We start from the raw sequence: 24551 nt of genomic DNA on the forward strand, positions 1-24551 counted from the left end.
ACCGGAACCATTGACGCCGACGGCATCGACGCCGAGGCTTTGGCGGCGGCGCGGGGTCGGGATCTGCGCAGTGCCGCTCAGCGCACGCACGATGCGTTGCTGGCGTTGTGTGATTGCGTTCTCGCCCACGGCGGGCTCGGTGCACCGAGCCGGATACCGGCGGAGCTCGTCATCACCGTCACCGATCAAGAACTCGCCGCCCACGCCGGAATCGCGTTGACCGCCACCGGCACCCGTGTTCCGATCGGCGAGTTGGTCCGGCTCGCTGCCGACGCCGTGCCTCATCTGGCGGTCTTCCGGAATCACACCAGCGAGGTCCTCTACCAGGGCCGTGGGGCTCGGTTTGCGAGTAAGGCGCAGCGATTGGCGTTGTTCGCCCGCGACCGCGGTTGCACCGCCCCCGGCTGCGATCGCCCCTTCGCGCAAACTCAGGCCCACCACGCACCGGACTGGATCACCCCGGGAGGGCGCACCGACATCGACGCTCTCGGCGCCGCGTGCGGGCGCCACAACCGCGCCGTCGGCACCAACCGCGGCCAATGGGAGACCACCATCCTCACCGACGGACCCCACACCGGACGCATGGCTTGGCGACCAGCCACCACCGACCAACCCTGGCGCCTGAACCCCATCCACCACGCCGGACAAGCACGGCACCTGCACCCACGAGAAGATCAACAAGTTCCCGTTCCGCATCGCCGCGAGCATCCTCCGCCGGAGGCCGCGGCCCGACCCGATCGCGAGTCCCGGCCGGGACACGCGGCGGCCTGAGCCGTGGTCGCGGAGAGCCTCCCGGTCTGTGCCCGGTCACCCGGCGGGCGTCGGCCCTTCGTCCGGAGGGAGCTGTGGCGGATCGGCTGCGAAGCAGGCCGGATCGCCACCCGCGCCCACCACGCCGACGATGCCGCCCCAGACGAGCATCGTCAGTTCCTCGGCCAGATCCTGCGAGGTCCGGTCCGGGACGGCGATCCACTCCTCAACGGCGACGGTGGTGGCCCCGACCATCGCGCGTGCCCAAGTGCGGGCGCCGCGAGTCTGGGCGCCGCGGGCCGCGAATCGCGCCTCGAGCGTCGATTCGAGGGCCCCCGCGAAGATCTTCTCGGCCTCGGCGGCGACCGGACGGCTGCCCGACGGCCGCGCCATCGTGAACCGGTAGACATTGGGATCCGACGACACCGTCTCCACGTACACGCTGATGACGGCCTGAACCAGGCGGTAGTCGCCGATGTCGCCCGACAGCGCGTCGATGAGTCGCGGCATCACGGTCGTCTCCACATACCAGAGCGTGACGGCGGCGGCGAGGTCGTTCTTGTCGGCGAAGTACCGGTAGAGCACGGTCTTCGACACCCCGATGTGGCGGGCGATGTCGTCCATTCCGACCTCCGGGCCGAGAGCCCGGATCGCTTCCACCGTGCCCGCGGTCAGCTCGGCGCGTCGCTCCTGCTTGTGCTTCTCCCAGCGCTGCTTACGGCCGTCGGAGGCGACGGCTTCCACCGCAGGCGTCAGGATGCGTTGTTCGAGCTCGCGCGTCAGCGTCGCCGCCGCGTTGACGGCGGCGCGCGCGGCACTCGTGGGTATCGGAGGGTTCGGCATCACCTGGAAACCCTAGTAGCTCGTACGGAACACTGGACGAGTGTCGTCAACCTTGGACCATCGACAGCGCACCCCGAAGTCTCCAGCGGTGCCCGCGGGACTGACGCAGGCGGACGCGAAACGAGCCCACGACCTGCGGCGGATGAAGATCGTGGCGACCGGCCTGCTGGTCGGCGCCGCGGTGATCTACTTCTGCATGCGCTGGCTCGAACACCGGGACGGAGCGGACGTGGCCGCGTGGGTCGGATTCGTCCGCGCCGCATCCGAGGCCGGAATGGTCGGTGCGTTGGCCGACTGGTTCGCGGTCACCGCGCTGTTCCGTCAGCCGCTCGGACTGCCGATTCCGCACACCGCGCTCATCCCGCGGAAGAAGGACCAGATCGGCGACCAGCTCGGCGGCTTCGTCCAGGAGAACTTCATGACCCGCGAGGTGATCGAGGATCGTGTCGCCTCGCTCGACCTGCCGCGCAGAGTCTCCACGTGGTTCGCCGACCCGGCGAACAAGCCGCGGGTGAACGACGAGGTCTCGAGGATCTTCAAGCTCTGCTCGGAGATGCTGCGCGACGAGGACGTCGAACGCCTCATACAGGCCGCCCTCAAATGGGCGGCGGAACCGCTGTGGGCACCGCCCGCCGGGCGCATCCTCGAGCAGCTCGTCGCCGAGAACCGTCTCGAACCGGTGATCCAACTCGCCTGCGACCGCGCGCACGAGTGGGCGCTGGGCAGTCAGCCGCTCATCGACCGCGTGGTGGACCGCGACGGTCCGGCGTGGGCACCGCGCTTCGTGACCCATCTCGTCGGCGACCGGATCTACCGCGAACTGACCGAGTTCACCTACAAGGTCCGCGCCGATCCGCAGCATGAGCTGCGGATCGCCATGCACGATTTCGTCGAGGACTTCGCCCGGGAACTGCAGGAGGACGAGGCGACGATCGCCAAGTTCGAGAACCTCAAAGAGGAACTCCTCGGACGAGACGAGGTGACCGGAGCGGCGTCGACCGCGTGGCAGGCGGGCAAGGCGGTCATCGAGCAGATGCTCGACGACCCGGAGTCGACGCTGCGTACCTCGCTCTCCGACGCGGTGGTGCAGTTGGCGGAACGGATCCGCGACGACGAACCGCTGCAGGCCAAGCTCAACGGCTGGGCGGTGCGGGCGGCCCGTCACGTGGCCGACAACTACTCGGCGGAGATCATCTCGGTGATCACCGAGACGGTCCGGGGATGGGATGCCGCGGAGACCAGTCGCAAGATCGAACTGCAGGTCGGGCGTGATCTGCAATTCATCCGCATCAACGGCACGGTGGTCGGATCGCTGGCCGGCCTGGCCATTTACACGGTCTCGGTTCTGCTGTTCCCCTGACGCGCTTGCACTTGTTAGCGCCCGGTGCGGATAATGGAATCCGGGAGGCACGAGTTTCGTATGACATCCGAGCATGATCACCAGGACGGCCAGTCCGAGACGGGAACCGTCGAGGCCATGGCCACCGCTGCGCAGGACATCGGCGAGTTCATCCGCAGTCAGCGGTTGTCCGCCAAGGTCTCACTCCGGCAGCTGGCCGAGCGAGCGGGCGTCAGCAACCCGTACCTCTCTCAGATCGAGCGCGGGCTGCGCAAGCCGTCGGCCGACGTGCTCTCGCAGATCGCCAAGGGACTCCGCGTCTCCGCGGAAGTGCTCTACGTGCGCGCCGGAATCCTGGAGGCGCGGCCGGCGAGCCCGGTGCGCGACGCACTGCTCGCCGACAGCTCCATCAGCGAGCGGCAGAAGCAGATGCTGCTGGAGATCTACGATTCGTTCCGCCGAGAGAACGGAGCGAGCGAGCAGTCGGACGGAGCGTCCGCGGCCGGCACGGTCGACGTCCTCCGGGCCGATTCGGCCGAGCCGGCGCGTGATTAAGGTGGAGTCGTGAGCGCAGCGAGTTTCGTCATCTACGCCCAGCAGTACATCCTGCTGGCCATCACCGTCATCGCGGGCGTCACCGCGGCCGTGGCCCTGGTGCACGCCGCGATCACGCGACCCGACGCCTTCACCGCCGTCGACGCGCAGACGAAGACCTTCTGGGTGGCCGTCCTCGCCGTGTCGACGCTGCTGATCTGGCTGGTGCAGGCATCGCTCGGCTTCGGACTGATGTTCTTCCTCGCCGCGATCACCGCGGTCCTCGTCTACGTCGTCGACGTCCGGGTTCGGACCGACGAGATCCTGGGCCGCTCGTGGTTCCGGAAGAACGCGTAGGGACGCGGGGACCCCACCGGTGAGCGAATACCGCATCAACGACCTCGCGCAGGTCTCCGGAGTCAGCGTCCGGAACATCCGCGTCTATCAGGACCGGGGACTGCTCCCGCCGCCGACGATCCGCGGGCGCACCGGCTGGTACTCCGACGAGCACCTCGTCCGGCTCAACCTGATCTCACGCATGCTGGAACGCGGCTACACGTTCGCGACGATCAGCGAACTCCTGCACGCCGCGCATTACGGAATGAAGGTGGAGCACGTGCTGCGCGCGGCTCCGAAGGGCGGAAGGTTCCGCAACATCAAGCGGGCCGCCACCATCACCTTCACCGAATTGAAGAAGACGCTGGGCGCCGACGAGCGGTCGATCAATCTCAGTCAGAAGCTGGGACTGCTCACGAAGGACGGCGCCCACTACGCAATCCGCAATCCGGAGCTGCTCGAAGGCGCCGAAGTGCTGGTGAAGGGCGGCATCGACATCGATGACCTGCTCGATCGATGGATGCGAGTCGAGTCGGATCTGACCGATGTCGCTCGGAGCTTCGTATCCATCATCACCGACAAGTACTTCGACGAGAATCTGCCGAACCTCGGCGAGGAGAAGCTGGCGAAGATGGCCGAGCTGATCCAGACCGTTCGGCCGATGGCCCACGAGATCGTCGAGACCACCTTCAGCCGGGCTCTCGACAAGGAGATCTCGCGGGCGATCGGCGAGGCCAGTACCTATTTCGATGCGACGCAGCAGCAGTCTGCGCAGAGCAGCCGGGCGACCGGCGGCCAGACGGAGGTCGACGAATGACGACGAAGAACACATGGACGCGAGCGCGCCGTTGGGCGACGATCGGCGCGGTGGGCGCCGCTGGAGTGGCGGCTGCCGAACTGGCGGTCGCCGGCGGATTCATGGTCCGCGAGGTGTTCAAGTACCCCGATCCCGTTCAGGACGGCCCCGACCCGATGCTCGCTCCGCCGACGCACCCCATGCGGTCGTCGGTGGTCGGCACCCCGGACGGCACGCTGCTGCACGTGGTGGCCTCCGGTGACGTCGAGGACGCCGACGAGATCGTCGTGCTGATTCACGGCTGGACCTGCAACACCGGATTCTGGAACGCACAGTTCAACCACTTCGGCAGCGGCCGCCCGATGGTGGCCTACGACCAGCGCGGCCACGGCCTCTCGGAGATGGGAACGGCCGCGGCGACCATCGAGATGCTGGGTCAGGACCTGCAGGCGGTCCTCGAAGCGATGATCCCCGAGGGCAAGCGCGCGGTGCTGGTGGGACACAGCATGGGCGGCATGACGATCATGTCGTGGGCCAAGCAGTTCGGTGCGGGCATGGAGGACCGGGTCTCGGCCATCGTCCTGTGTTCCACGGCTGCACGCGGAGTGGTGCAGCGACAGCATCTGATCCCCGAGGACATGCCGGCCGTGGCCGGTCCGGGCAAGCGAGTGCTGGAGCGGACCTTCACCTCCTCTAGGCTGCCCCTGCCGAGCAACTCGTTGACCGAGAAGTTCTCCCACTATGTGACGACCGGTCCCGTCGCCCGCCAGGCCCACGTCGACTTCACCGACGAGATGATCGCTTCCTGCTCGCCGAAGGCGCGCGGTGCGTGGGGCTCGGCGATGTACTCGCTCGACGTGCTGTCCGGACTCGACAAGGTGACGGTCCCGACGGCGGTGGTCGTCGGCAGCGCCGACCTCCTGACGCCGGTGGAACACGCCCAGGAGATGGCCAAGGTGCTGAGCCGACGCGGTTTCCTGTACTCGTACAACGTGTACGAGGGTGCGGGACACATGGTTCCCTACGAGCGGTCCGCCGAGTTCGACGCACTGCTCGACGATCTGCTCTCCGGAGTCAGCGCGGCAACCGGCAGTTGACGAAGACGGGTTCGGGGTGCAGTTCGACGCCGAAGACGTCCCGCACCCCGTCCCGCACCCGCCCGGCGAGTTCGAGTAGGTCCGCCGTGTCGGCTCCGCCGCGGTTGGTCAGCGCCAGCGTGTGCTTGGTCGACAGCCGGACGGGCGCTCCGTCGCCCGGGAAGCCCTTGGTGAAACCGGCGCGTTCGATCAGCCACCCCGCCGACAGCTTCACACCGGCGTCCGCCGGATAGCGGGGGACCGCGACGTCGGCGCCGGCGTGCGCCGCGATGCGCTCGAGAGTCGCCTCCACACGCTCTTCGGGAACGATCGGGTTGGTGAAGAACGATCCCGCGCTCCAGGTGTCGTGATCGGCGGGGTCGAGCACCATGCCCTTCGCGGCGCGGAGCCCGAGCACCCGGTCGCGCACGTCGCGGGCGCCGGCGGTGCCGCCCTCGTCCACGCCGAGCGTGCGGGCGAGTTCGCGGTACCGGATCGGCGCCGACACGCCGCCCGGATTGAGCCAGAACGAGACGGCCAGCACCACCTGATCGTGGCGGCCCTTCAAGTCGCTCGTCCGGTAGGCCAGGCCCAGTGTGTCGGGCGCAGCCCAGCGGATGTCTCCGGTGGCGCGGTCGAGCAATCGCACGCTCCGCAGAACGTCGGCGACCTCGACGCCGTAAGCGCCGACGTTCTGAACCGGTGTGGTGCCTGCGGCGCCGGGGATGCCCGAGAGGCACTCCAGCCCGCCGAAGCCCGCGGCGACGGTGTCGGCGACCAGGGCGTCCCAATCGGTTCCGGCCTCAGCCGTCACGTACGGCCGTCCGTCCTCGTCTCCGTACTCGATTCCGGCGCTCGCGATGACGACCGCGGTGCCCTCGAAACCGTCGTCGCCGATCACGAGGTTGGAGCCGCCACCGATCAGCAGCACCGGCTCGCGCCGGGCGTCGAGACCGGCGACCGTCGCGACCAGTGAGTCGGTCGTCTCGCACCGGACGACGGCGCGTGCGGGTCCACCCAGCCGCAGGGTGGTGAAGTCGGCCAAGAGGACGCTCGAGGCGTCGCGCACACGGGTGGTCTGCTGTGGGTCGGTCACGTCAGTAACGGTAACCTGGCTGCCATGTCGAGCAAGTTCGAGCATTCGGTCAGCTATCCGTTCTCCGTGTCCGCACTGTGGTCGCTGATCAGCACCGAACAGTACTGGCGGGACCTGGTGCAGGCGACCAACGCCGGGCACGGCTCGATCGAGTCGTTCGCACTCGACGGCGATCAGGTGACGGTGGTGAGCAAGCAGGGCGTCGGTGCGGAGAACCTGCCGTCCGTCGTGACCGCAGTCCGGCCCGGCGACCTGGAGATCCCGCGGACCAGCGTGTTCCGGCTGGCCGGAGAGCAGATCACCGGCTCGATGGAGGCGGCGGTCTCCGGTGCTCCGGCGAAGATCCACGGTGACATCGTCATCAGCGGGGACCCGGCGGTCGCGCGGTATTCCGGACAGGCCGATGTCTCGATCCCGTTCGTCGGCGGCAAGATCGAGAAGGCGATCATCGAGCAGGTCGGACTGCTGCTCGACGCCGAACGTGACGCATCCGTCGAATTTCGGCAGGGTTGAATCTGACGTTACGCTGTCCCACATGGCACGACGGCTCAGCTACTCAGCTCGGTACCCGCACTCGGCCGAGAAGATCTACCAGGCACTGTCGCAGAAGAAGTACTGGGAAGATCTCATGGTCGAGTTCCGCGAGCTGACCCCGATCTCGAACGTCGAGGAGTTCGAGACCGGTGACGACGGGATCCGCGTGGTCCTGCAGCAGACCATCACGCGGGACATGCTGCCGCCCATCGCCCAGACCGTCATGCTCAAGGACATGATGATCACGCGCACGGAGAACTACGGCGTGTTCGATCCGGTGAACACCGACGGCAGCTACAGCGCGTCCATCCCGGCCGGTCCGGGTTCGCTCACCGGGCGTCAGGAACTGTTCCCGACCGACACCGGGTGCACCATCCGCAAGACGACCGAGGTGAAGGTGTACATCCCGTTCGTCAACGCCAAGCTCGAACAGCTGATGCTGGTGAATCTGGTGGACCTGTTCCGCGGCGAAGCCGAGTTCACGTCGACCTGGGTCGAGGACAACCTCGCGTGAGAGGCGCCGGCCTCGCGGCCGGACGGCCCAGCGGGCGCATCACCCGCGGTACCACGAACATCAATCGGCTCCGTCGCGTCGACCGCGCGATGGCCGCCGACCCCCGTGTCCGTGCCGCCTGCGACGTTCCGCGGCCGCTGGCCGTCGACCTCGGATACGGCGGCCGCCCCGACACCGCGGTGGAGATGGCGATCCGGCTGCGCCGGGTGATACCCGACCTGGACCTCGTCGGCCTGGAGATCGACCCCGCCCGGATCGTGGAACCGCGTCACGGGGTGCGCTTCGCGCTCGGCGGCTTCGAACTCGCGGGTATGCGGCCGCATCTGGTTCGGGCGTTCAACGTGCTCAGGCAGTACGGCGAGGACGAGGTGCATGCGGCGTGGGCGCAGATGCGGAGCGCGCTGGCCCCGGGCGGCCTGATCGTGGAGGGCACCTGCGACGAGATCGGCCGCCGATGCTGCTGGATCCTCCTCGACCGCGACGGACCGATCGAACTGACTCTCGCGTGGTCGCCCGCACACACCCGCCGCCCGTCGGAGCTGGCCGAACGGCTGCCGAAGGCACTGATCCACCGCAACGTGGACGGTGAGGCGATCCATCGGCTCCTGGAGACCGCCGATCAGTGCTGGGACCGGGCGGCCGGGCGCGAGGTCTTCGGCCCGCGCGACCGCTGGCGGTACGCGCGTGACATGCTCCGGGACTCGGGGGTCGACGTCCGCGTGCCTCGCGGCCGTCGCGTGGACAACCTGCTGACCGTGCCGTGGGGCGCCGTCGCTCCCGCTTGACCTGACGAGTTCCGCACGCGGCGGAAGCCCCGAGGCCACGCGCTGCGACTGTCGTCCGTTCGGTCGGGTTTCCCGAAGATGTCGGAGTTCGCCGATACGCTTCCGGCATGTCCACAGATGGCCGGCCGGATGACCCCGCACGGAATGACCCCGCACGGAATGACACCGCACGGAATGACACCGCACAGACTGCGCCCGACGTCGATCACTACGCCGAGACGATGTCGCGGCCGGTGCCCGACCCTCCGTCGGTGCCGCCGCTGCGGGAGCCGACCAGAACCTACGACACCCCCGGTCTCGAGGACCCGTACCGCTCGGGTCCGCACTACGCCGGCCCCGCATCCTCGGGACCGCTCTACGCTCCGACGCAGTATCCGAGCGGCCCGTATCCGCCGCCCGGCTACGGACCGGCACCGGCCGGCGGGGCGGGCCGTGCGGTCCTTCTCGGTCTGGCGATCGCCTGCGTGATAGGTCTGGCGGTGGCCGCCGTCGTCGTCTGGATGAAGGTCGTGAACGCCCCCGACGAGAAGACCGCGGACCCGGCCCCGACGGTCGTCACGCAGGCGCCTCCCACGCACACCGTGACATCGGTGGTGGCCGATCCGGAGACCGATGCCGCCGGGCGCCTGCGCGATCAGGCGACGGCCGACGCCGCCGATTTCCGCGGTGCCCTCGCCGATCGCTGGGCTGCGCAGATCAGTGCGAAGCGCCCGGGCCTGTACGCCGACGGCCGTACTTGGGACAACCAGACCATCCTGGCGGAGTTCGAGTCGTCTCGGTCCCGGTACCCGCAGGTGCGGCTGCTCGACTCGAGTGAGTGGCCGGTGTTCTCCGAAAGCGGCTGGTGGGTGACGGTGTCGGCCCAGGGCTTCGCGAGCGCGGACGACGCACTGGCCTGGTGCCGCGGAAACGGGCTCGACAAGGACCACTGCTTCGCCAAGCTCATCAGCAGCAGCCGCGGGCCGGAGGGATCTACGCTTTATCAGAAGTGATGTTCTCGTGCCCGAGGGAGACTGCATGCGACTGGCGATGGCCCAGATGAGTTCCACCGACAGCCCGGACGCCAATCTGGAGATCGTGCTCGACGGCGTGCGGGACGCCTCCGCGGCCGGAGCCGACCTGGTGGTGTTTCCAGAAGCGGCCATGTGCCGGTTCGGAGTCTCCCTCCGCGATGTGGCGCAGTCACTCGACGGCCCGTGGGCATCGGCGGTCGCGGCCGCCGCGGACGCTCACGGAGTCGCGGTGGCGGCGGGGATGTTCACGCCCGCGCCCGACGGCCGGATCCGCAACACGGTCCTGGTGGCACGACCCGGACGCGCACCCCTCGCTTACGACAAGATCCACCTGTACGACGCCTTCGGCTTCGCCGAGTCGCGGACCGTGGCGCCGGGACACCGGCCGCTCGTCTTCGACGTCGGTGACTGCACGGTCGGCGTCGCCACCTGCTACGACATCCGGTTTCCCGCGCTGTTCACCGAACTCGCCCGACGCGGAGCACAGATGATCGTGGTCCCCACGTCGTGGGGTTCGGGACCCGGCAAACTCGAGCAGTGGGAGATCCTGACTCGCGCTCGGGCGCTGGACTCCACCGCCTACGTCGCGGGCGTCGGCCAGGCCGAACCCTCCGACCCCGCCATCAGAGACTCCTTGGCTCCCACCGGGATAGGTCATAGCCGACTCTCAGATCCATTCGGTAGCGTGATCGCCGACTATGACTCCGCGGTGCAGATGGGTGTCCATGACATCGATCTCGCCCTGACAGACAAGGCGCGCAGCGCGTTGGCCGTGCTGGCCAATGCCCGTGACATTCCCCGCCTGGATCGGACGAACCCGCATGACTGACTCTCCGCGCTCGTCGCATTCCTCCGACGACGAAGCCTCCGACGAGGCCGCCGTCGGCGAATCCGAGACCCGGGAGCACGTCGCTCCGGAGTCGGATGCGGCGGGGGAGCCCGCCCAGGCCGCGGGGTCCGACGAGTCCACAGGGTCCGAGGAGCCCGCGGCGACGGGCAAGCACAGCGTCCCGGACACCGACGGCGCTCTTCCCGACGACACCCCGACCGGGGAAGTCATCACCGGGCCGATTCGCTACACCTCGGACCCGGCCACACACGCCTACTCGGAGTCCGGCAAGCCGCCGACCAAGCAGATGGACGCACTCGACTCGGGGGCGTTCACTCCGGTCGCGGCAGCTCCGCCGCCACCGCCGCCGCCGTCGTCCGGTGCGCCGGTGATGACGTCGCCGTCGGCCAAGCGCGGACGCGGCCGGACGATCGGCCTCATCGTGGCCGCCGTGGTACTGCTCGTGGTGATCGCCGGCGTCGGATCCGAACTGTACGTCCGGCACAAGGTCACCAGCTGTCTGCAGACCTCCTTCGAGAACCTGACCGGAACCGGAACCGACGTCTCGGTGTCTCGGCGACCGATGCTCATGTCGGTGGTCGACGGCGACGTCCCGTGGGTCCAGGTAGACACCACCGGTGGCGGCGACTCCACCATGCAACTGCACGCCCGGGCCGAGGGGATCAGCACCGACGGCGGCACCGTGCAGTCGCTGCAGGGCAACGGGTTCCTTCCCTACGAGCGCATTCAGACGATGAGCCAGGAGGGCCAGAACGGCAGCCCGACCATCGAGTCCATCAGCGCCGATCCGTCTGCGGGGACCATCAAGATCTCCACGACGGTCAACATCACGATCATCCCGATCCCCGCCACCGTGACGCTCAAGCCGGTGGTGAAGGACGGTGCGGTCTCGTTCGAGGTGAAGGACGCGACGGCGCTGATGTTCGGTCTCCCGTCCGACTTCGCTCAGCCGATCGTCGATCAGGTCACCGCGGCGATGTTCGGTCCGCTGTTCAAGCAGATCCACGTCACCAAGCTCGACGTCGGCAAGTCGGGCATCGACTTCGCCTTCGCCGGCGACGATGTGAACCTGAAGTCGGCCGCGGAGTCGACCAACGCGTCCAGCGGTTCCGGAGGCTGCGCGGTCTAGCCGTGCCGCTCGGCAGCCGTTCTGCTGCGGCCTACTCGGGGAAGCCGTCCAGCACCGCGCGGGTGCCCGACAGCCCGAGGCGATTCGCGCCCGCGGCGATGAGGTCGGCGGCTGCTGCCGCCGTCCGGATGCCGCCGCTGGCTTTGACACCGACGCCGTCGCCGACTGTCGCTCGCATCAACTCGACCGCGCGGACGCTCGCACCGCCCGCCGGATGGAAACCGGTCGAGGTCTTGACGAAGTCGGCGCCCGCTTCGACGGCGCGCCGGCAGACCTGCACGAGACAGTCGTCGCCGACCGCGTCGAGCAGGACCGCGGACTCGACGATCACCTTGAGCACCCGGTCGCGGCCGATCGCTTCGCGGACGGTCAGGACGTCCGCGAAGACCTCGTCGTACCGGCCGTCGACCGCGGCGCCGACGTCGATCACCATGTCGATCTCATCCGCACCGGAATCCACAGCGAGGCGTGCCTCGGATGCCTTCACCAGCGAGTGATGCTTGCCCGACGGGAATCCCGCCACGACGCAGGTGCGCGCGGACCCGGTGTCGATGGGCAGCATCGACGGTGACAGGCAGATCGAGTACACGCCGAGCTCCAGACCGTCGATGATGGTGGTCTGCGCATCGGCCCGGGTCGCTTCGGGCTTCAGCAGCGTGTGGTCGACCATCGCTGCGACATCCGCTCGGGTCAGGTTGGTGTTCGTCACGGAATCGAGCTTGGCACACTGAGAACTGTGAGCAACTCGCAGATCTCCTCCGGCGACGACCGTCGCTTCGTCCTGACCCTCGGCTGCCCCGACCGCACCGGCATCGTTGCGGCCCTCTCCGGCTTCCTCGCCGGCGTGGGCGGGTGGATCACCGAGGCGGCGTACCACTCGGATCAGACCACCGGCTGGTTCTTCACCCGGCAGGCCGTCCGTGCCGATTCGATCGGGATGCCGGTGGAGGAGTTCCGCAGCCGTTTCGCCGAGGTGGCCGCGATGTTCGGGCCCGAGGCCGAATGGCAGGTGTCCGACACCGGGGCCGAGAAATCAGTGGTGCTGCTGGTCAGCAAGGACAGTCACTGTCTCACCGATCTCCTGTCGCGTGCCGAGCGCGGCGAGTTCCCGGCTCGGGTCAGTGCGGTGGTCGGAAATCATCGGGACCTGGAGACCATGACCACGCGATTCGGTGTTCCGTTCCACCACGTGCCCTTTCCCGCCGGTGGCAAGGAAGAGGCGTTCGCGGACGTGCGGGCGATCGTCGACGGTTACGACCCCGACGCGATCGTGCTCGCGCGCTTCATGCAGATCCTGCCCGCCGACCTGTGCGAAGCCTGGGCCGGCAAGGCCATCAACATCCACCACAGTTTCCTGCCGAGCTTCGTGGGGGCCCGGCCGTATCATCAGGCGTTCGACCGCGGGGTGAAGCTGATCGGCGCCACCTGCCACTACGTCACCGCCGATCTCGACGCCGGCCCGATCATCGAGCAGGACGTCAGCCGGATCAACCACGAGTACTCGGCGGCCGACATGGTGCGTCAGGGCCGAGACATCGAGACGCTCGTGCTCGCCCGCGGCGTGCGCTGGCACCTGGAGCACCGCGTGCTGGTGCACGACCGCAAGACGGTCGTCTTCCAGTAGTCCGCGACTCCCGGCGCCTATCCGGTCTTGATGTTGCGGCGCGAGGTGGCCTGATCGCGGGGGCGGACGACGATCTGATCGAGGTCGACGTGCGACGGCCGGGACGCGGTGAAGGACACGATTTCGGCGATGTCCTCGGCGACCATCGGCGTCAGCCCCTCGTACACCGACTCGGCCTTCGCGGCGTCGCCGCCGAAGCGGACGAGGGAGAACTCGGTCTCGACCATCCCGGGGCAGATCTCGGTCAGCCGGATGGGCTTGCCGAGCAGTTCCAGGCGCAGCGTCCGGTGAAGGACGCCCTGCGCGTGCTTCGCAGAGGTGTAGCCCGCGCCGTTGTCGTACGCTTCGAGTGCCGCGGTGGAGGTGATCGTGATGATGAGACCGTCGCCCGATGCCTCGATCTTCGGAAGCAGGGCCTTGGTGACGCGCAGTGTGCCGACCACGTTGGTCTCCCACATCCAGCGCCAGTCCTCGAGGTCCGCCTCCGCCACCGGGGCCAGGCCCTTGGCACCGCCCGCATTGTTGACCAGAACGTCCACGCGGTCGAGCGTCGCGGCGAAGCGTTCCACCGAGGCGGCGTCGGTGACGTCGAGGTACCTGGCGCGGCCGCCGATCTCCTGGGCGAGCGCGTCGATGCGGTCGACGCGCCGCGCGCCCAGCACCACGGTGTAGCCATCGCGGGCCAGGCTGCGCGCCGTCGCCGCACCGATACCCGAACTCGCCCCCGTGACGACCGCGATCTTGCCCTTGCTGCTGGAACTCTCGGAGCTAGTCATGGCATCGAGTCTAGTGGCGGCGGGTGCCGGCGATGCCCGGAGTCCGCGGGCCCCGAACTCGTCTGCTGATAGGTTCGACGCATGACCATCGCCGGCGTGGTGGCCGCGCCACTTCGTTTCGGATCCGGCCCTGCCGCCGCCGTTCTCAACGCTGTCCGTATCAGTGCTCCGGCGACCCGGGACCGACTTGTCGCTGACACCGGGCTCTCGGCCGCCACCGTCAACCGGCAGGTGAACGCACTCCTGGAGGCGGGCCTGGTGATCGAGCGACCCGATCTGCTCGGGCACAGCGGAGTCGGACGGCCCAAGCTGCCACTGACCCTGGACCCCGACCGGTTCTGCGTCGCGGGCATGCACATCGGTGCCCGTCGGACGGCGCTCGTCATCGCCGACGTCGGAGGCCGCACGCTGTACAGTCACGCGATCCGTACGAAGGAACTCGCGAACGCCGACGCCGCGTCGGCCGTCGATAGATTGTGCGAACTGCTCGCCGAACTCGCGGGGCGTTTCTCCGGTCGGCGGGTCCTCTGGGCGGGCGCAGCGCTCGGTGGGGTGGTCGACGACGCCACCGGCCTCGTCGACCATACGATCCTGCGCTGGCATCGGCAGCCGCTGGGGGAGCGTCTGCACGCGGCCCTCGGCGTGCCGGTGTCGGTGGCCGAACACGTTCAGGCGATGGCGGCCGCGGAATTACTGTTGGCGTCGACCGTTCAGCGCAGCGGATCGAGCCTGTTCTTCTACGCCCGTGAGACGGTCGGCATGGCCCTGATCATCGACGGCGAAGTACACCAGCCCGCGCACGGCGCGGGGACCATCGCCGGGCTCCGGGTGGAACCGGGGGTGCTGGCCGTCGAGCCGGTGGCGCCGTTGCAGTCGGTGATCGGCACGGCGGCGGTCAAGGCCGCGGCCGCCCGGCTGGACGTGGACGAGTCGGCCGGCGTGGTCGCCGACGATCGCGCGCGTGTGCTCGGCGAGGCGGTGGCGATGATGCGTGATGTGTTGAATCCCGATGCGATCACGGTCGCCGGCGATGCCTTCTCGGCCCATCCGCACGGGCTGGCTCCGGTGCAGGCGGCGTTCGACGCGGCCAGCCTGTTGCCGAGACCGCTGGAGATCGTCCCGACCTGCTTCGGAGTGCACGTACCCGAGGCGGCGGCCGTGGCCGTGGCGCTCTCCGCGGTGTACGCCGATCCACTGGGTGTCGTCGGCGGCTGAATTCATCCGGCTCGTCGAGTAGGCCGTATCGAGACTTGGAGGGTCGCTCGGTGGTCTGTTTCAGGGTTGTCGAGTAGGCCTGTGAGCGCAGCGAGCATGCCGTGTCGAGACTGCCTGTCTGGAGTTTCGACTCGCTGCGCTCGCTCAACGGGCCTGGAGGGTCGCTCGGCAGCTGTTTCAGGGTTGCCGTATCGAGACCGCCTGTGTGGGGTTTCGACTCGCTGCGCTCGCTCAACGAGCCTGGAGGGTCGCTCGGCAGCTGTTTCAGGGTTGCCGTATCGAGACTGCCTGTTTGAGGTTTCGACTCGCTGCGCTCGCTCAACGAGCCTGAGTGGTCGCTCGGTGGTCTGTTTCAGGGTTGTCGAGTAGGCGTGTGAGCGTAGCGAGCATGCCGTGTCGAGACTGCCTGTCTGGAGTTTCGACTCGCTGCGCTCGCTCAACGAGCCTGGAGGGTCGCTCGGTGGTCTGTTTCAGGGTTGTCGAGTAGGCCTGTGAGCGTAGCGAGCATGCCGTATCGAGACCGCCTGTTTGGGGTTTCGACTCGCTGCGCTCGCTCAACCAGCCTGGGGGAGGGGCGCTCAGTGCGCCTTCGCACGACCGTCAGCGGCGCAGAGCGGCCACGGTCTCCAGGACTGTCGCGACCCCGTTCGGATCCGCGACGCGGAAGTGCGCCGCCGTCGGGCCGTCTCCGACCTTGACTCCCACATCGTCCGGACCGAGGCGCGCGAAGGCCTTCTCGTCGGTCACGTCGTCGCCGAGGTAGAGCACGGCGTCCACCTCGAGCGCCGCGCGCAGGCGGTCGAGGGCGTGTCCTTTACTGGTCTCGATCACCGCGAGTTCGATGACCGCTTTGCCGTGGGTCACCTGCACCCCGTCCCACGACGCCGGACCGGACTCGGCGAGAGCGAGCGCGGCGTCGGCGTCGGCGGGGGAGGCGTTGCGCACATGAAGGGTGGTGCTGACCGGCTTCACCTCCACCGAGGTGCCGGGGAACCGGGCACTCAGACCGCGGAACTCGGCGACGATCCGCCGCAGCAGTTCGCGTTGTCCGTCGGTGACCGGATCGTCGAAGCCTTCGGCGAACTCGGCGCCGTGGCTGCCGACCAGCGTGATGTTCTCACTTGCTCCGGAGAGCGCGCGCAGGTCGGCGCGGGCCCGGCCGGACACCAGTGCCGCCGCGGTCCGCGGCGCCGCGGCGCACTGCTCCAGCGCGGCCATCGAGCGCGGTTCGGGGACGGCGTCCTCGGGCCGCGCCACGATGGGTGAGACGCACCCGTCGTAGTCGGAGGCGACGAGCACCCGCGGACGGGCGGCGAACGCTTCGAGCGCGGCCCGCAGGGCGTCGTCGAGCATCGTCTCGGTCATGCGTCGGCGGCGAGGGTGTCGAGGAAGCTGGTGGCCCACAGATCCACGTCGTTGGTCATCACCTGATCGTGGAGGATGCGCATCCGCTCACGGCGGGCCTCGGCGGGATCGGTGACGGCGGCCTCGATCGCGTCGTCGACGTCGCGGTCGTCGTACGGATTCAGCAGGTAGGCCTCGCCGAGTTCGGCTGCGGCGCCGGTGAACTCGCTCAGGACGAGGGCGCCGCCGAGATCCGCGCGCGCGGCGAGGTACTCCTTGGCGACAAGGTTCATCCCATCGCGCATCGGGGTCACGAGCATGACGTCGGCCGCGCGGAAATAGGCGAGCAACTCGTCGCGGGCCACCGGCTGCAGCAGGTAGCGGATCGGCGGGCGCGCGACGGTCCCGTATTTGCCATTGAGGTGACCGACCATCTGCTCGATGCGATTGCGCATGTCGATGTAACTGTCGACGCGCTCGCGGCTGGGGCTGGCGAGCTGCACCATCACCGTCTTCGCGGGATCGAGCCGGCCGGAAGCGAACAGCCGCTCCAGCGAGGCCAGCCGGACGTCGATTCCCTTGGTGTAATCGAGCCGGTCGACGCCGAGCAGGAGCACCTCGGGGTCACCGAGTTCGGCGCGGATCGCGACCGCGCGGTCGGCGGCGGCCGTGGCCTGCGCCGCTACATCGGCCGAATCGATGGAGATGGGGAACGAGCCGACCTTGACGGTGCGGCCGTCGTACTCCACCGCTCCGAAATCCTCCCGCGCGGTGATCGGGCCGTTCGAGGTGCGAGTGCCGAGGAGCCGGCGCGCGAGTGTCAGGAAGTTCTCTGCGCCTCCGGGCAGGTGGAAGCCGAGCAGGTCGGCGCCCAGCAGGCCCTCGAGAAGATCGGTGCGCCAGGGGAGCTGGCTGAACAGCTCGGTCGGCGGGAAGGGGATGTGCAGGAAGAACCCGATCCGCAGGTCGGGACGCGTCTCGCGCAGCATCGCGGGGACCAGGAGCAGCTGATAGTCCTGAACCCAGACCATCGCATTCGGGGCCGCAGCACTCGCGGCGGTCTCCGCGAACCGGCGGTTCACCCGGACGTACGCCTCCCACCAGTCATGCCGATACTCGGGCTTGACGAGTAGATCGTGGAACAGCGGCCACAGAGTGGCGTTCGAGAACCCCTCGTAGTAGTCCTCGACCTCTGCGGCGCTCAGCGGCACCGGGTGGATGTCGATGCCCTCGACGTCGGGCTTCTCCTCGGGGGACCCGTCCTGCGACGCGCTGCCCGACCACCCCACCCAGGCGCCCGACCGGGTCTCCAGGGTGGGGGTCAGTGCCGTCACGAGTCCGCCCGGCGAACGCTTCCAGACCACGGAGCCGTCGGGCCGGACCTTCTTGTCGACCGGAAGACGATTTGCGACGACGACGAAATCCGCACCCGTCGCAGGGTGCCCGGGGGCCGTCATCCGCGTCAGGCGGACTCGCCGGGAGCGATTCCGAGCATCGACAGCAGCATGCGGCATTCGTCGGCGTCGGTGGCGTAAGCGGCCACCACGCGGCGGGCCTTGTGTGCGGTCTCGTCGGTCACCGGCTCCAGTTCGTCATCGGCGATGTCGTCGGTCGTCTTAGCTGCCATGGCCGGGATTCTACCCGAGCCGATCAGCGGTGCCGGTCGGCGTTCGCGACGATCGCATCCCGTACGTACCGAGCCAGTCCGGGCTCGATCTCCTCGTACGAGGCGGTGAACCGCGGGTCGCTCACGTACATCTCGCCGAGGCAGGTGTGGAACTCGTGGCTGCACTCGTAGAAGCGCTCGTCGATGTGCTTGCGCGCCCGTTCTGCGGCGTCCATGGCGGCCGTGCTGTCGGCGGGTTCGCCCGCCCGCATGGCCGCGGCGAACGCCGCGTGGATCGCGTCGGTCTCCGCCTTGATCTGTTCCCAGTCGGCCTTGGTGTAGTCGCGAGTGCGGCGGGCCGACTGCTTCCACGCGTCGGTCTGCCCCCACCGCTCCTCGGCTTCGGCCTGGTACTCGTCGCGGAATCCGTCGCCGAAGATCTCTCGCATCTCGTCGGCGGTCGCTGGTCGTTGCTGCATCTGCGTCTCCATCGCTCGATCGATGGCTGCGACGAGTTCGGTCAACTCGCCCAGCCTGGACACGACGGCCTCGCGTCGCCTGCGCAGGTGATCGACTGGGTCGCCGTCGCCGTCGAGCAGTGCCGCGATCTCGTCCAGCGGCATCTCCAGCCGCCGGTAGAGGACGATGCGCCAGAGCCGGTCGAGGTCCGCCTCGGTGTAGAGGCGGTAGCCGGCTCCGGTGCGCTTGGCGGGCGACAGCAGTCCGATCCGGTCGTAGTGGTGCAGAGTGCGCACCGTGACTCCGGTCAGATCGGCCAGACGTCCCACCGTCCAGGTGGTCGTCCCCGTGCCGTCGGCCCCGTTCGTCGCCGTCATGGATTCCAGCGTGGAGGCTTACGTCGCGTGAGGGTCAAGCCGTGCGGCCGGCCGTCGCGCAGCGCGTCGCGTTGGCGCGCGAGCGCCGCGGGTAGCCGGGGCCGTTTGAGCGTGCGTGCGATGAATTCGCCGAGGGTGACTCCGGCGGCGATGGAGCAGCCGACCGCGATGGCTGTGGCCAGTTCGCCGAAGCCGGCCAGCGTCTCGCCGCTCATCACACCGTAGAGACCGCGGTACATCGCCAGACCGGGCAGCAGCGGGGTGATGCCGGCGACGGCGACCACGAGTGGCGGGACGAGGGCTCGACGAGCGGCGAGACCACCGATGAGGCCGACGACGATCGCGGCGACCGCACCCGAGACGATGGCTCCCGCGTCCGTGAGCGAGAGCCCGCTGATCACCCCGGAGGCCAGCACGCCCGCGCCGAGCGCGACCGGGATCGCGCGACGCTCGGCGTAGCTGGCGAGTGCGAAGGCGCCCGCGGCGATCGCTCCGCCGATCACGGTCGCGGCCACGTCCGACGGTCCGAACGGAGACGTCGTCGTCAGGCCCGGCAGACTCCCGCCCAGCGACTCGACCAGCCGGATCGCCATGGCGACGCCCGCCAGGATCCCGCCGGTCATCAGCACGACCTCGGAGAATCGGGCGGTGCCGGTGATCGGCGCCCCGGTGATCGCGTCCTGCACCGATCCGACCAGCGATAGTCCCGACAACAGTGCCACGATCCCCGCCGCGATGATCTGCGACGGCGCGAAACTCACGTCGAGCGCCTCGCGCCAGTGGTACAGGCCGGCCGCGGGGAGCACGGCGATGAACCCGCCGAGCATCTGCTGGAAGAAGATCGGGGTTCCGATGCGGGCCAGCCGCCGGTTGAGAGCGACGATGACGACGGTGGTCAGGAAAGCCGTCAGCACCACCAGCGTGGTACCGCCGAGAAGGATCGAGATACCCAGCGCCAGAACGCCCCAGGCCAGATTCGCGAGCCAGTACGGGTAGGGGTGAGGGGCGCTGACGATGCCGTCGACGATCCGGTGCGCGGTTCCGGGGGTGATGGCCAACTGCCGGATGCGCCGCACCAGGCGGTCGACGTGCGCGAGCCGGGTGAAGTCGAGCGACCGGTAGTGGACCGTGCGCACGGTGGTGACCGGCGGCAGAGTGGGGCCCCGCCGGGCGCTCACCAGGATGCGGTTGAACGTGACGTCCACGACGACATCCTCGAGACCGTAAATGCTTGCGACGAAAGCGATCTGGTTGCCGGTGTCGATGGCGCCGGTACCCGAGTCGAGGAGCACCGCGCCGATACGTGCGGCGAGATCGAGGACTTCGGTGATCGCGGCCTCGTCGTCGAGCGGGATCGGTTTGCGGGGTGCGACGACGATGCTGCCCGGCTCGATCGTGTCGATCGTGGCCGTGGCGTCGCCGAGAATCTTGTCGAGTCCCTGACGGAACATCGCTTTCACACGCACCCTGCCTCCTCACAGGTCAGTCGCGGAGGCGGTCCGGTGGGGCCGCCGCCTTCGATCGTGGCATCGCACGCACCGGCCCGCGAGGGTTGTCCCGCGGAGGTGCCCGAGGTAAGTCGTCGGCCCGGGGACCGGGCGTTACTGGTTCGCGGTGTGACCCTATATACTTCCGCCGCAGGCCTCCTTAGCTCAGTGGTAGAGCACTCGCCTTGTAAGCGAGCGGTCGTCAGTTCAATCCTGACAGGGGGCTCCGCCGCGGGCCTGACGCATCCGATGCGTCGGGCCCGCTCCACTCTCCCGGCGGTGCGGTCCTCAGAGGAGGACCAGCAGATCGGTCCGCAGGTCGTCGTGTGCGACGACGCTGGGATCGGTCACGTAGATCTCGACCACCGCGCGGGGCACCGCACCCCCTTTGGCGAAATGGGTCTCCATGAGCAGCTCCCACGCCGACCCGAGACCGTCGAAGCCGCCGAGGTGCGACATCACCAGGGCGCGGCCGGTGGGGAAGGTCCCGTTGTCGATGCCCTCGAGGTCGGTGGGCTCGGCTACGGGGAAACCGATCGTGACGTCGAACTCGTCGGTGACGTCGCCCTCGTAGACGGCGAAGCCCGGTCCGATCGGCCGAGCCTGCGCCAGCAGGTGGAAATGGCCGTCGAAGATCTCCGGCAGGTCGTCCATGCGGACCTCGGGAAATTCCATGGTCACCACCCGCACCGCGTCCGGCAGGGACACCTCGGTGGCTTCGAAGAACGGCTCTTCGCGCAGGATCAGGGGCAGTGAACTGGTCATGAATCCATGCTACGGCCGCGCGGCCCGGAGTCGGCACATGCTGCACACCGGTCCATCGCCCGGCAAGATGGAGGCGTGACTGACACCGTTCACGTCGTCGACACCGTCTACGGTCCGCTGCGGGGCACCAGCACACCATCGGCCGACCTGTGGCTGGGAGTCGCGTACGCGGCTCGTCCGACCGGGCCGCGACGCTGGCTGCACGCGCAGCCGCCCCGTGAGCGCAGCGAGGTCATCGACGCCCGCAACTTCGGCCCGGTGTGCCCGCAGCCGGTGATGCAGGTGATCGATCTCGGGCCGGAGGCCTTCGCCAACGAGGACTGCCTGTATCTGAATGTCGGGACGCCGCGCGGTGTGGCCGGCACCGACGCACGCCTGCCGGTGATGGTGTGGGTCCACGGCGGCGCCTACCTCTGCGGATCGGGGTCGCAGCCGCTGTACGACCCGGGGTCCCTGGTGCAGTCGTCCGTCACCCGCGGGACGCCGACGGTCATCGTCACCCTCAACTACCGGATGGGCGCGTTCGGGTTCGCCGATCTGCGTCATCTCTCGTCCGGCGACGAGACCTTCCAGGCCAATTGCGGTCTCTCGGACGTGCTCGCCGCGCTGGGCTGGGTGCGCGACAACATCGAGCGTTTCGGCGGAGATCCGGGCAACGTCACGCTGTTCGGCGAATCGGCCGGCGCCGGTGTGGTGACCACGTTGCTGGCCTCGCCCGCGGCGAAGGGACTGTTCCATCGGGCGATCGCCCAGAGTTCCCCGGCCACCACCGTGTACGACGCCGAGCGTGCCGAGCGCTACGCGAACATGCTGCTGGCCGAGCTCCCGCCCGAGTACGTGCGGCCGAGCGAACTGCGCCGGACGCCTGCGCTGGATCTGGTGAACGCGTCGTCGGCGATCTTCAACCTGGTACCCAACCGGTTCCCCGGCACCATCGCGTTCGCCCCCGTGGTGGACGGCGATCTGGTGCCGCTGGATCCGATGGAGGCCATCGTCTCGGGCGAGGCGCACCGGGTCCCGCTGCTCATCGGAACCAACCGGCACGAGACCTCGCTGTTCCGCTGGATGTCGACGCCGCTGCTTCCGGTGAAGAACGACGGTGTGGACGCGATGTTCACCCTGATCGGCACCGAGCGGCCGACGCTGCGTGTCCCCGAACCCGACCGCCTCGACTCCTCCTACCGTCACGTGCCCTCGGGAGTGCGCAGTATGGCCATCTCCCGCGACATCGGATTCCGGATGCCCGCGGTGTGGATCGCGGAGTCGCACGCCCAGGTGGCGCCGGTGTACCTGTACCGGTTCGATTGGGCCACACCGCTCCTCCGCGTCCTCGGCTACGGCGCCGCGCACGCCACCGAGGTGCCGTACGTGTGGGGCAACCCGGCGTCGAGCCGGCGTGATCCGATGTACGCGCTCGGCGGACGGGCCACCGGCGAGAAGGTGCGGCACCGGATGCAGTACCGCTGGCTCGGTTTCGCCGCGGACGGCTACCCGAACACCGGGGAGGACGGCGACGCGCTCTGGGAGGCGTACGTGCCGCAGCGCCACAGTTCGCTGTTGATCGGCGGCACCGAGGACACCCCGGTGACCGGACTGGACGACAGCACGCTGCGCGCGTGGGGAGACGAGGTGCTGAGCTTCCGATGACCGAACCCGAGTACTTCCGGTCCGCGACCCTGCACGACGGCGGATTCGCCTACGGCGCACAGACGGCGCCCGGAGCGCTGATCTTCACCGCGGGAATCTCGCCACTCGACGCCGACGGCGCGATCGTGGGCGCGAACGACCCCGAGGCGCAGGTCCGCCGCGCCGTCGAGTGTCTCGACGTCCTGCTCGCGGAGCGGGGCGCCGCGCGATCGGGAATCGTGAAACTGACCGTCTACGTCGCGGCCGCCGGTGCCGACGAGCTCGGCGCCGTGTGGCTCGCGCTGGACACCGCGTTCGACGCGACTCCGCCGTCGATAGTCCTCGGGGTGTCGGCGCTGCCCTACCCGGGGCAGCGGGTCGAGATCGAGGCGGTCGTCGCGGTCTCGGGCGGCCACATCCCGCACGCCCCGGTCGAGCGGGGCTCGGTGTGACCGCCCGACCGCGCGTCGGCGACGGTCAGCGGCGCGCTCGGCTGCTGCGTCGTCATCTGCTGGACGGCTCCGCCGGACACCGGGTCACCGAGGTCGCCGACGCCGTCATCGGACTTCATGCCACCGTGCCGTCGACGGTCCACCTGGCGGCGTGGGCCCGGGGTGCGGCGCCCGACCCGCAGACGGTGGAGACCGCGCTGTACGACGAGCGCTCGGTGGTCAAACAGCTCGTGATGCGCCGGACGCTGTTCGTGATGACCCGGCCGGTGCTCGCCGAGGCGGTCGGCGCGATCGGGCCCCGGGTGGCAGCTTCGGAACGGACGAACATGCTTCGCGATCTGCGTCGCGACGACGGCCCGGACCATCCGGAGGCGTGGATCGAGCGGGCGCGCGAGGCGATTCTCGCGGAGCTCTCCGACGGGGCCGCCCTTTCGGCACCGGAGTTGCGGAGACGGTTGCCGGAGTTCGACATCGAGATCATGCGCGACCACGGCAAGTCGTACGGCGGACCGTCGCCGATGCTGCCCCGAATGCTCAACCATCTGGCTGCACGGGGAGAGGTGGTGCGCGGCCCGAACGCCGCCGACTGGCACCGCTCGCGGCCGTCGTGGACGTCGATGTCGTCGTGGCTGGGGGCGCCCCTGCCGCATGTCGACGAGGCGGCGGGGCACGTCGCACTGGTGGAGCGGTGGCTGCGCCGGTACGGTCCGGGCACCGAAGCCGATCTGGTGTGGTGGCTCGGCACCACCAAGACCGCGGTGCGCGCCGCACTGGCATCGCTGCCGGTGACCGAGGTGGAACTGGACTCGAGTGCCACGGGCTATCTGATGTCCGACGATCTCGCGGAGGTGGAGCCGGTGCCGCCGCGGGCACTGCTGCTGCCCGGCCTGGACCCGGCCACCATGGGCTGGCGGGAGCGCGACTTCTATCTTGGATCCCACGGTCCGGAGTTGTTCGACCGCACCGGCAACGGAGGACAGACGGCCTGGTGGGACGGGCGGATCGTCGGCGGCTGGGTGCTGACCGAACAGGGGGTGAGGGTGGTTCCGCTCGAAGACCTTCCCGCCGAGGCCCGCGACGCGCTCGCCGAGCGGGCCGACGAGCTCACCCGGTGGCTGGGGGACGATCGGCCGGCGCCGGGATTCCCGTCGCCGCTGATGCGGCAGCACGGCCGGGCGCGACCCTCACAGTGATCTCCCAGGTTCTTGCCAGTCGGACCGCCGGA

At 69.0% G+C, this 24551-nt stretch carries 27 protein-coding genes and 1 tRNA gene; 18 read left to right on the forward strand and 10 right to left on the reverse strand.

Annotated elements, in window-relative coordinates:
* Positions 1 to 771: HNH endonuclease signature motif containing protein (locus ABFX36_RS15900; RefSeq protein WP_346077326.1), on the forward strand; the 771-nt coding region annotated here is incomplete at its 5' end.
* A gap of 36 nt (positions 772 to 807) precedes the next feature.
* On the opposite strand, the gene ABFX36_RS15905 is transcribed toward ABFX36_RS15900, so the two are convergent.
* Entirely contained in the window at positions 808 to 1593 is a 786-nt protein-coding gene (locus ABFX36_RS15905) for a TetR/AcrR family transcriptional regulator (RefSeq protein WP_346077369.1), read from the reverse strand.
* A gap of 142 nt (positions 1594 to 1735) precedes the next feature.
* On the opposite strand from ABFX36_RS15905, the gene ABFX36_RS15910 reads away from it, so the two are divergent.
* The 5 genes from ABFX36_RS15910 to ABFX36_RS15930 are packed head-to-tail and all read left to right on the forward strand — an operon-like array spanning position 1736 to position 5695.
* A complete protein-coding gene (locus tag ABFX36_RS15910) occupies positions 1736 to 2953 on the forward strand; it encodes a DUF445 domain-containing protein (RefSeq protein WP_346077371.1) in 1218 nt (405 codons plus the stop codon).
* A 60-nt stretch (positions 2954 to 3013) separates the two neighbouring features.
* Positions 3014 to 3487: a helix-turn-helix domain-containing protein gene (locus tag ABFX36_RS15915; protein ID WP_006897350.1), complete on the forward strand. Its 474-nt coding sequence runs from the start codon at positions 3014 to 3016 to the stop codon at positions 3485 to 3487.
* Positions 3488 to 3496: 9 nt separating this feature from the next.
* Positions 3497 to 3823 (forward strand): DUF2516 family protein, encoded by a 327-nt coding sequence (locus ABFX36_RS15920; protein WP_006897349.1) that lies wholly within the window; start codon positions 3497 to 3499, stop codon positions 3821 to 3823.
* Between the two features lie 19 nt (positions 3824 to 3842).
* Complete coding sequence (locus ABFX36_RS15925; RefSeq protein ID WP_006897348.1) at positions 3843 to 4619, forward strand: MerR family transcriptional regulator; 777 nt, start codon at positions 3843 to 3845, stop codon at positions 4617 to 4619.
* A complete protein-coding gene (locus tag ABFX36_RS15930) occupies positions 4616 to 5695 on the forward strand; it encodes an alpha/beta fold hydrolase (RefSeq protein WP_222111006.1) in 1080 nt (359 codons plus the stop codon). The genes ABFX36_RS15925 and ABFX36_RS15930 overlap by 4 nt, the downstream gene beginning before the upstream one ends.
* Here ABFX36_RS15930 and ABFX36_RS15935 read toward each other — a convergent pair.
* Entirely contained in the window at positions 5673 to 6770 is a 1098-nt protein-coding gene (locus ABFX36_RS15935; protein ID WP_346077330.1) for a UDP-N-acetylmuramate dehydrogenase, read from the reverse strand. The two genes, ABFX36_RS15930 and ABFX36_RS15935, sit on opposite strands and share 23 nt — an antisense overlap.
* A 24-nt stretch (positions 6771 to 6794) precedes the next feature.
* On the opposite strand from ABFX36_RS15935, the gene ABFX36_RS15940 reads away from it, so the two are divergent.
* From ABFX36_RS15940 to ABFX36_RS15965, 6 genes are all read left to right on the forward strand, one after another.
* A complete protein-coding gene (locus tag ABFX36_RS15940) occupies positions 6795 to 7283 on the forward strand; it encodes a DUF2505 domain-containing protein (protein WP_006897345.1) in 489 nt (162 codons plus the stop codon).
* A gap of 22 nt (positions 7284 to 7305) precedes the next feature.
* The gene (locus ABFX36_RS15945; RefSeq protein ID WP_006897344.1) at positions 7306 to 7818 is read left to right on the forward strand and encodes a DUF2505 domain-containing protein; all 513 of its coding nucleotides are present in this window, start codon (positions 7306 to 7308) and stop codon (positions 7816 to 7818) included.
* Positions 7815 to 8603 (forward strand): hypothetical protein, encoded by a 789-nt coding sequence (locus ABFX36_RS15950; protein WP_006897343.1) that lies wholly within the window; start codon positions 7815 to 7817, stop codon positions 8601 to 8603. The genes ABFX36_RS15945 and ABFX36_RS15950 overlap by 4 nt, the downstream gene beginning before the upstream one ends.
* A 107-nt stretch (positions 8604 to 8710) precedes the next feature.
* The gene (locus tag ABFX36_RS15955) at positions 8711 to 9595 is read left to right on the forward strand and encodes a hypothetical protein (RefSeq protein ID WP_006897342.1); all 885 of its coding nucleotides are present in this window, start codon (positions 8711 to 8713) and stop codon (positions 9593 to 9595) included.
* Between the two features lie 25 nt (positions 9596 to 9620).
* Entirely contained in the window at positions 9621 to 10445 is an 825-nt protein-coding gene (locus ABFX36_RS15960) for a carbon-nitrogen hydrolase family protein (protein WP_039867769.1), read from the forward strand.
* On the forward strand, positions 10438 to 11595 hold the full coding sequence (locus ABFX36_RS15965) for an LmeA family phospholipid-binding protein (RefSeq protein ID WP_346077332.1): 1158 nt from the start codon (positions 10438 to 10440) through the stop codon (positions 11593 to 11595). Before ABFX36_RS15960 ends, ABFX36_RS15965 begins: the two co-directional genes overlap by 8 nt.
* A 31-nt stretch (positions 11596 to 11626) precedes the next feature.
* Here ABFX36_RS15965 and deoC read toward each other — a convergent pair whose 3' ends face one another.
* Positions 11627 to 12304, reverse strand: coding sequence for a deoxyribose-phosphate aldolase (gene deoC / locus ABFX36_RS15970; RefSeq protein ID WP_346077334.1), 678 nt, complete (start codon positions 12302 to 12304; stop codon positions 11627 to 11629).
* A 27-nt stretch (positions 12305 to 12331) separates the two neighbouring features.
* Here deoC and purU point away from each other — a divergent pair, with 27 nt between their 5' ends.
* Positions 12332 to 13219: a formyltetrahydrofolate deformylase gene (gene purU / locus ABFX36_RS15975; RefSeq protein ID WP_006897338.1), complete on the forward strand. Its 888-nt coding sequence runs from the start codon at positions 12332 to 12334 to the stop codon at positions 13217 to 13219.
* Positions 13220 to 13236: 17 nt separating this feature from the next.
* On the opposite strand, the gene ABFX36_RS15980 is transcribed toward purU, so the two are convergent.
* A complete protein-coding gene (locus ABFX36_RS15980) occupies positions 13237 to 13995 on the reverse strand; it encodes an SDR family oxidoreductase (RefSeq protein WP_006897337.1) in 759 nt (252 codons plus the stop codon).
* 81 nt (positions 13996 to 14076) lie between these two features.
* On the opposite strand from ABFX36_RS15980, the gene ABFX36_RS15985 reads away from it, so the two are divergent.
* On the forward strand, positions 14077 to 15210 hold the full coding sequence (locus ABFX36_RS15985; RefSeq protein WP_006897336.1) for an ROK family transcriptional regulator: 1134 nt from the start codon (positions 14077 to 14079) through the stop codon (positions 15208 to 15210).
* Positions 15211 to 15810: 600 nt separating this feature from the next.
* Here ABFX36_RS15985 and otsB read toward each other — a convergent pair.
* The 5 genes from otsB to ABFX36_RS16010 are packed head-to-tail and all read right to left on the reverse strand — an operon-like array spanning position 15811 to position 20456.
* A complete protein-coding gene (gene otsB, locus ABFX36_RS15990; RefSeq protein WP_006897335.1) occupies positions 15811 to 16575 on the reverse strand; it encodes a trehalose-phosphatase in 765 nt (254 codons plus the stop codon).
* The gene (locus ABFX36_RS15995; protein WP_278124986.1) at positions 16572 to 18011 is read right to left on the reverse strand and encodes an alpha,alpha-trehalose-phosphate synthase (UDP-forming); all 1440 of its coding nucleotides are present in this window, start codon (positions 18009 to 18011) and stop codon (positions 16572 to 16574) included. Before ABFX36_RS15995 ends, otsB begins: the two co-directional genes overlap by 4 nt.
* Before the next feature lie 5 nt (positions 18012 to 18016).
* A complete protein-coding gene (locus ABFX36_RS16000; protein WP_006897333.1) occupies positions 18017 to 18181 on the reverse strand; it encodes a hypothetical protein in 165 nt (54 codons plus the stop codon).
* 23 nt (positions 18182 to 18204) lie between these two features.
* On the reverse strand, positions 18205 to 18996 hold the full coding sequence (locus ABFX36_RS16005) for a MerR family transcriptional regulator (protein WP_278124984.1): 792 nt from the start codon (positions 18994 to 18996) through the stop codon (positions 18205 to 18207).
* The gene (locus ABFX36_RS16010) at positions 18993 to 20456 is read right to left on the reverse strand and encodes a threonine/serine exporter family protein (RefSeq protein WP_411815890.1); all 1464 of its coding nucleotides are present in this window, start codon (positions 20454 to 20456) and stop codon (positions 18993 to 18995) included. The genes ABFX36_RS16005 and ABFX36_RS16010 overlap by 4 nt, the downstream gene beginning before the upstream one ends.
* Positions 20457 to 20637: 181 nt before the next feature.
* Between ABFX36_RS16010 and ABFX36_RS16015 the strand changes: the two genes are divergently transcribed.
* Positions 20638 to 20709, forward strand: a tRNA-Thr gene (locus tag ABFX36_RS16015).
* A 62-nt stretch (positions 20710 to 20771) separates the two neighbouring features.
* Here the strand turns inward: ABFX36_RS16015 and ABFX36_RS16020 are convergent.
* Entirely contained in the window at positions 20772 to 21248 is a 477-nt protein-coding gene (locus tag ABFX36_RS16020) for a GyrI-like domain-containing protein (RefSeq protein WP_006897330.1), read from the reverse strand.
* A 75-nt stretch (positions 21249 to 21323) separates the two neighbouring features.
* On the opposite strand from ABFX36_RS16020, the gene ABFX36_RS16025 reads away from it, so the two are divergent.
* Genes ABFX36_RS16025 through ABFX36_RS16035 form a run of 3 tightly spaced genes read left to right on the forward strand, consistent with a single transcriptional unit; the run spans position 21324 to position 24519 of the window.
* Entirely contained in the window at positions 21324 to 22895 is a 1572-nt protein-coding gene (locus tag ABFX36_RS16025; protein WP_346077338.1) for a carboxylesterase/lipase family protein, read from the forward strand.
* Positions 22892 to 23326, forward strand: a complete 435-nt coding sequence (locus tag ABFX36_RS16030; RefSeq protein WP_006897328.1) for a RidA family protein — start codon at positions 22892 to 22894, stop codon at positions 23324 to 23326. The genes ABFX36_RS16025 and ABFX36_RS16030 overlap by 4 nt, the downstream gene beginning before the upstream one ends.
* Complete coding sequence (locus ABFX36_RS16035; RefSeq protein WP_346077340.1) at positions 23323 to 24519, forward strand: winged helix DNA-binding domain-containing protein; 1197 nt, start codon at positions 23323 to 23325, stop codon at positions 24517 to 24519. Before ABFX36_RS16030 ends, ABFX36_RS16035 begins: the two co-directional genes overlap by 4 nt.
* Positions 24520 to 24551 lie beyond the last annotated feature (32 nt).

The sequence above is a fragment of the Gordonia cholesterolivorans genome, assembly GCF_039531975.1.
Lineage (GTDB): Bacteria > Actinomycetota > Actinomycetes > Mycobacteriales > Mycobacteriaceae > Gordonia > Gordonia sihwensis.

What these genes read in the sequence shown, in the direction of transcription:
- ABFX36_RS15905 (WP_346077369.1), bottom strand. Translation starts at nt 1,593, where the DNA reads ATGCCGAACCCTCCGATACCCACGAGTGCCGCGCGCGCCGCCGTCAAC.
- ABFX36_RS15910 (WP_346077371.1), top strand. Translation starts at nt 1,736, where the DNA reads ATGAAGATCGTGGCGACCGGCCTGCTGGTCGGCGCCGCGGTGATCTAC.
- ABFX36_RS15915 (WP_006897350.1), top strand. Translation starts at nt 3,014, where the DNA reads ATGACATCCGAGCATGATCACCAGGACGGCCAGTCCGAGACGGGAACC.
- ABFX36_RS15930 (WP_222111006.1), top strand. Translation starts at nt 4,616, where the DNA reads ATGACGACGAAGAACACATGGACGCGAGCGCGCCGTTGGGCGACGATC.
- ABFX36_RS15940 (WP_006897345.1), top strand. Translation starts at nt 6,795, where the DNA reads ATGTCGAGCAAGTTCGAGCATTCGGTCAGCTATCCGTTCTCCGTGTCC.
- ABFX36_RS15945 (WP_006897344.1), top strand. Translation starts at nt 7,306, where the DNA reads ATGGCACGACGGCTCAGCTACTCAGCTCGGTACCCGCACTCGGCCGAG.
- ABFX36_RS15955 (WP_006897342.1), top strand. Translation starts at nt 8,711, where the DNA reads ATGTCCACAGATGGCCGGCCGGATGACCCCGCACGGAATGACCCCGCA.
- ABFX36_RS15960 (WP_039867769.1), top strand. Translation starts at nt 9,621, where the DNA reads ATGCGACTGGCGATGGCCCAGATGAGTTCCACCGACAGCCCGGACGCC.
- ABFX36_RS15965 (WP_346077332.1), top strand. Translation starts at nt 10,438, where the DNA reads ATGACTGACTCTCCGCGCTCGTCGCATTCCTCCGACGACGAAGCCTCC.
- ABFX36_RS15980 (WP_006897337.1), bottom strand. Translation starts at nt 13,995, where the DNA reads ATGACTAGCTCCGAGAGTTCCAGCAGCAAGGGCAAGATCGCGGTCGTC.
- ABFX36_RS15985 (WP_006897336.1), top strand. Translation starts at nt 14,077, where the DNA reads ATGACCATCGCCGGCGTGGTGGCCGCGCCACTTCGTTTCGGATCCGGC.
- otsB (WP_006897335.1), bottom strand. Translation starts at nt 16,575, where the DNA reads ATGACCGAGACGATGCTCGACGACGCCCTGCGGGCCGCGCTCGAAGCG.
- ABFX36_RS15995 (WP_278124986.1), bottom strand. Translation starts at nt 18,011, where the DNA reads ATGACGGCCCCCGGGCACCCTGCGACGGGTGCGGATTTCGTCGTCGTC.
- ABFX36_RS16000 (WP_006897333.1), bottom strand. Translation starts at nt 18,181, where the DNA reads ATGGCAGCTAAGACGACCGACGACATCGCCGATGACGAACTGGAGCCG.
- ABFX36_RS16005 (WP_278124984.1), bottom strand. Translation starts at nt 18,996, where the DNA reads ATGACGGCGACGAACGGGGCCGACGGCACGGGGACGACCACCTGGACG.
- ABFX36_RS16020 (WP_006897330.1), bottom strand. Translation starts at nt 21,248, where the DNA reads ATGACCAGTTCACTGCCCCTGATCCTGCGCGAAGAGCCGTTCTTCGAA.
- ABFX36_RS16030 (WP_006897328.1), top strand. Translation starts at nt 22,892, where the DNA reads ATGACCGAACCCGAGTACTTCCGGTCCGCGACCCTGCACGACGGCGGA.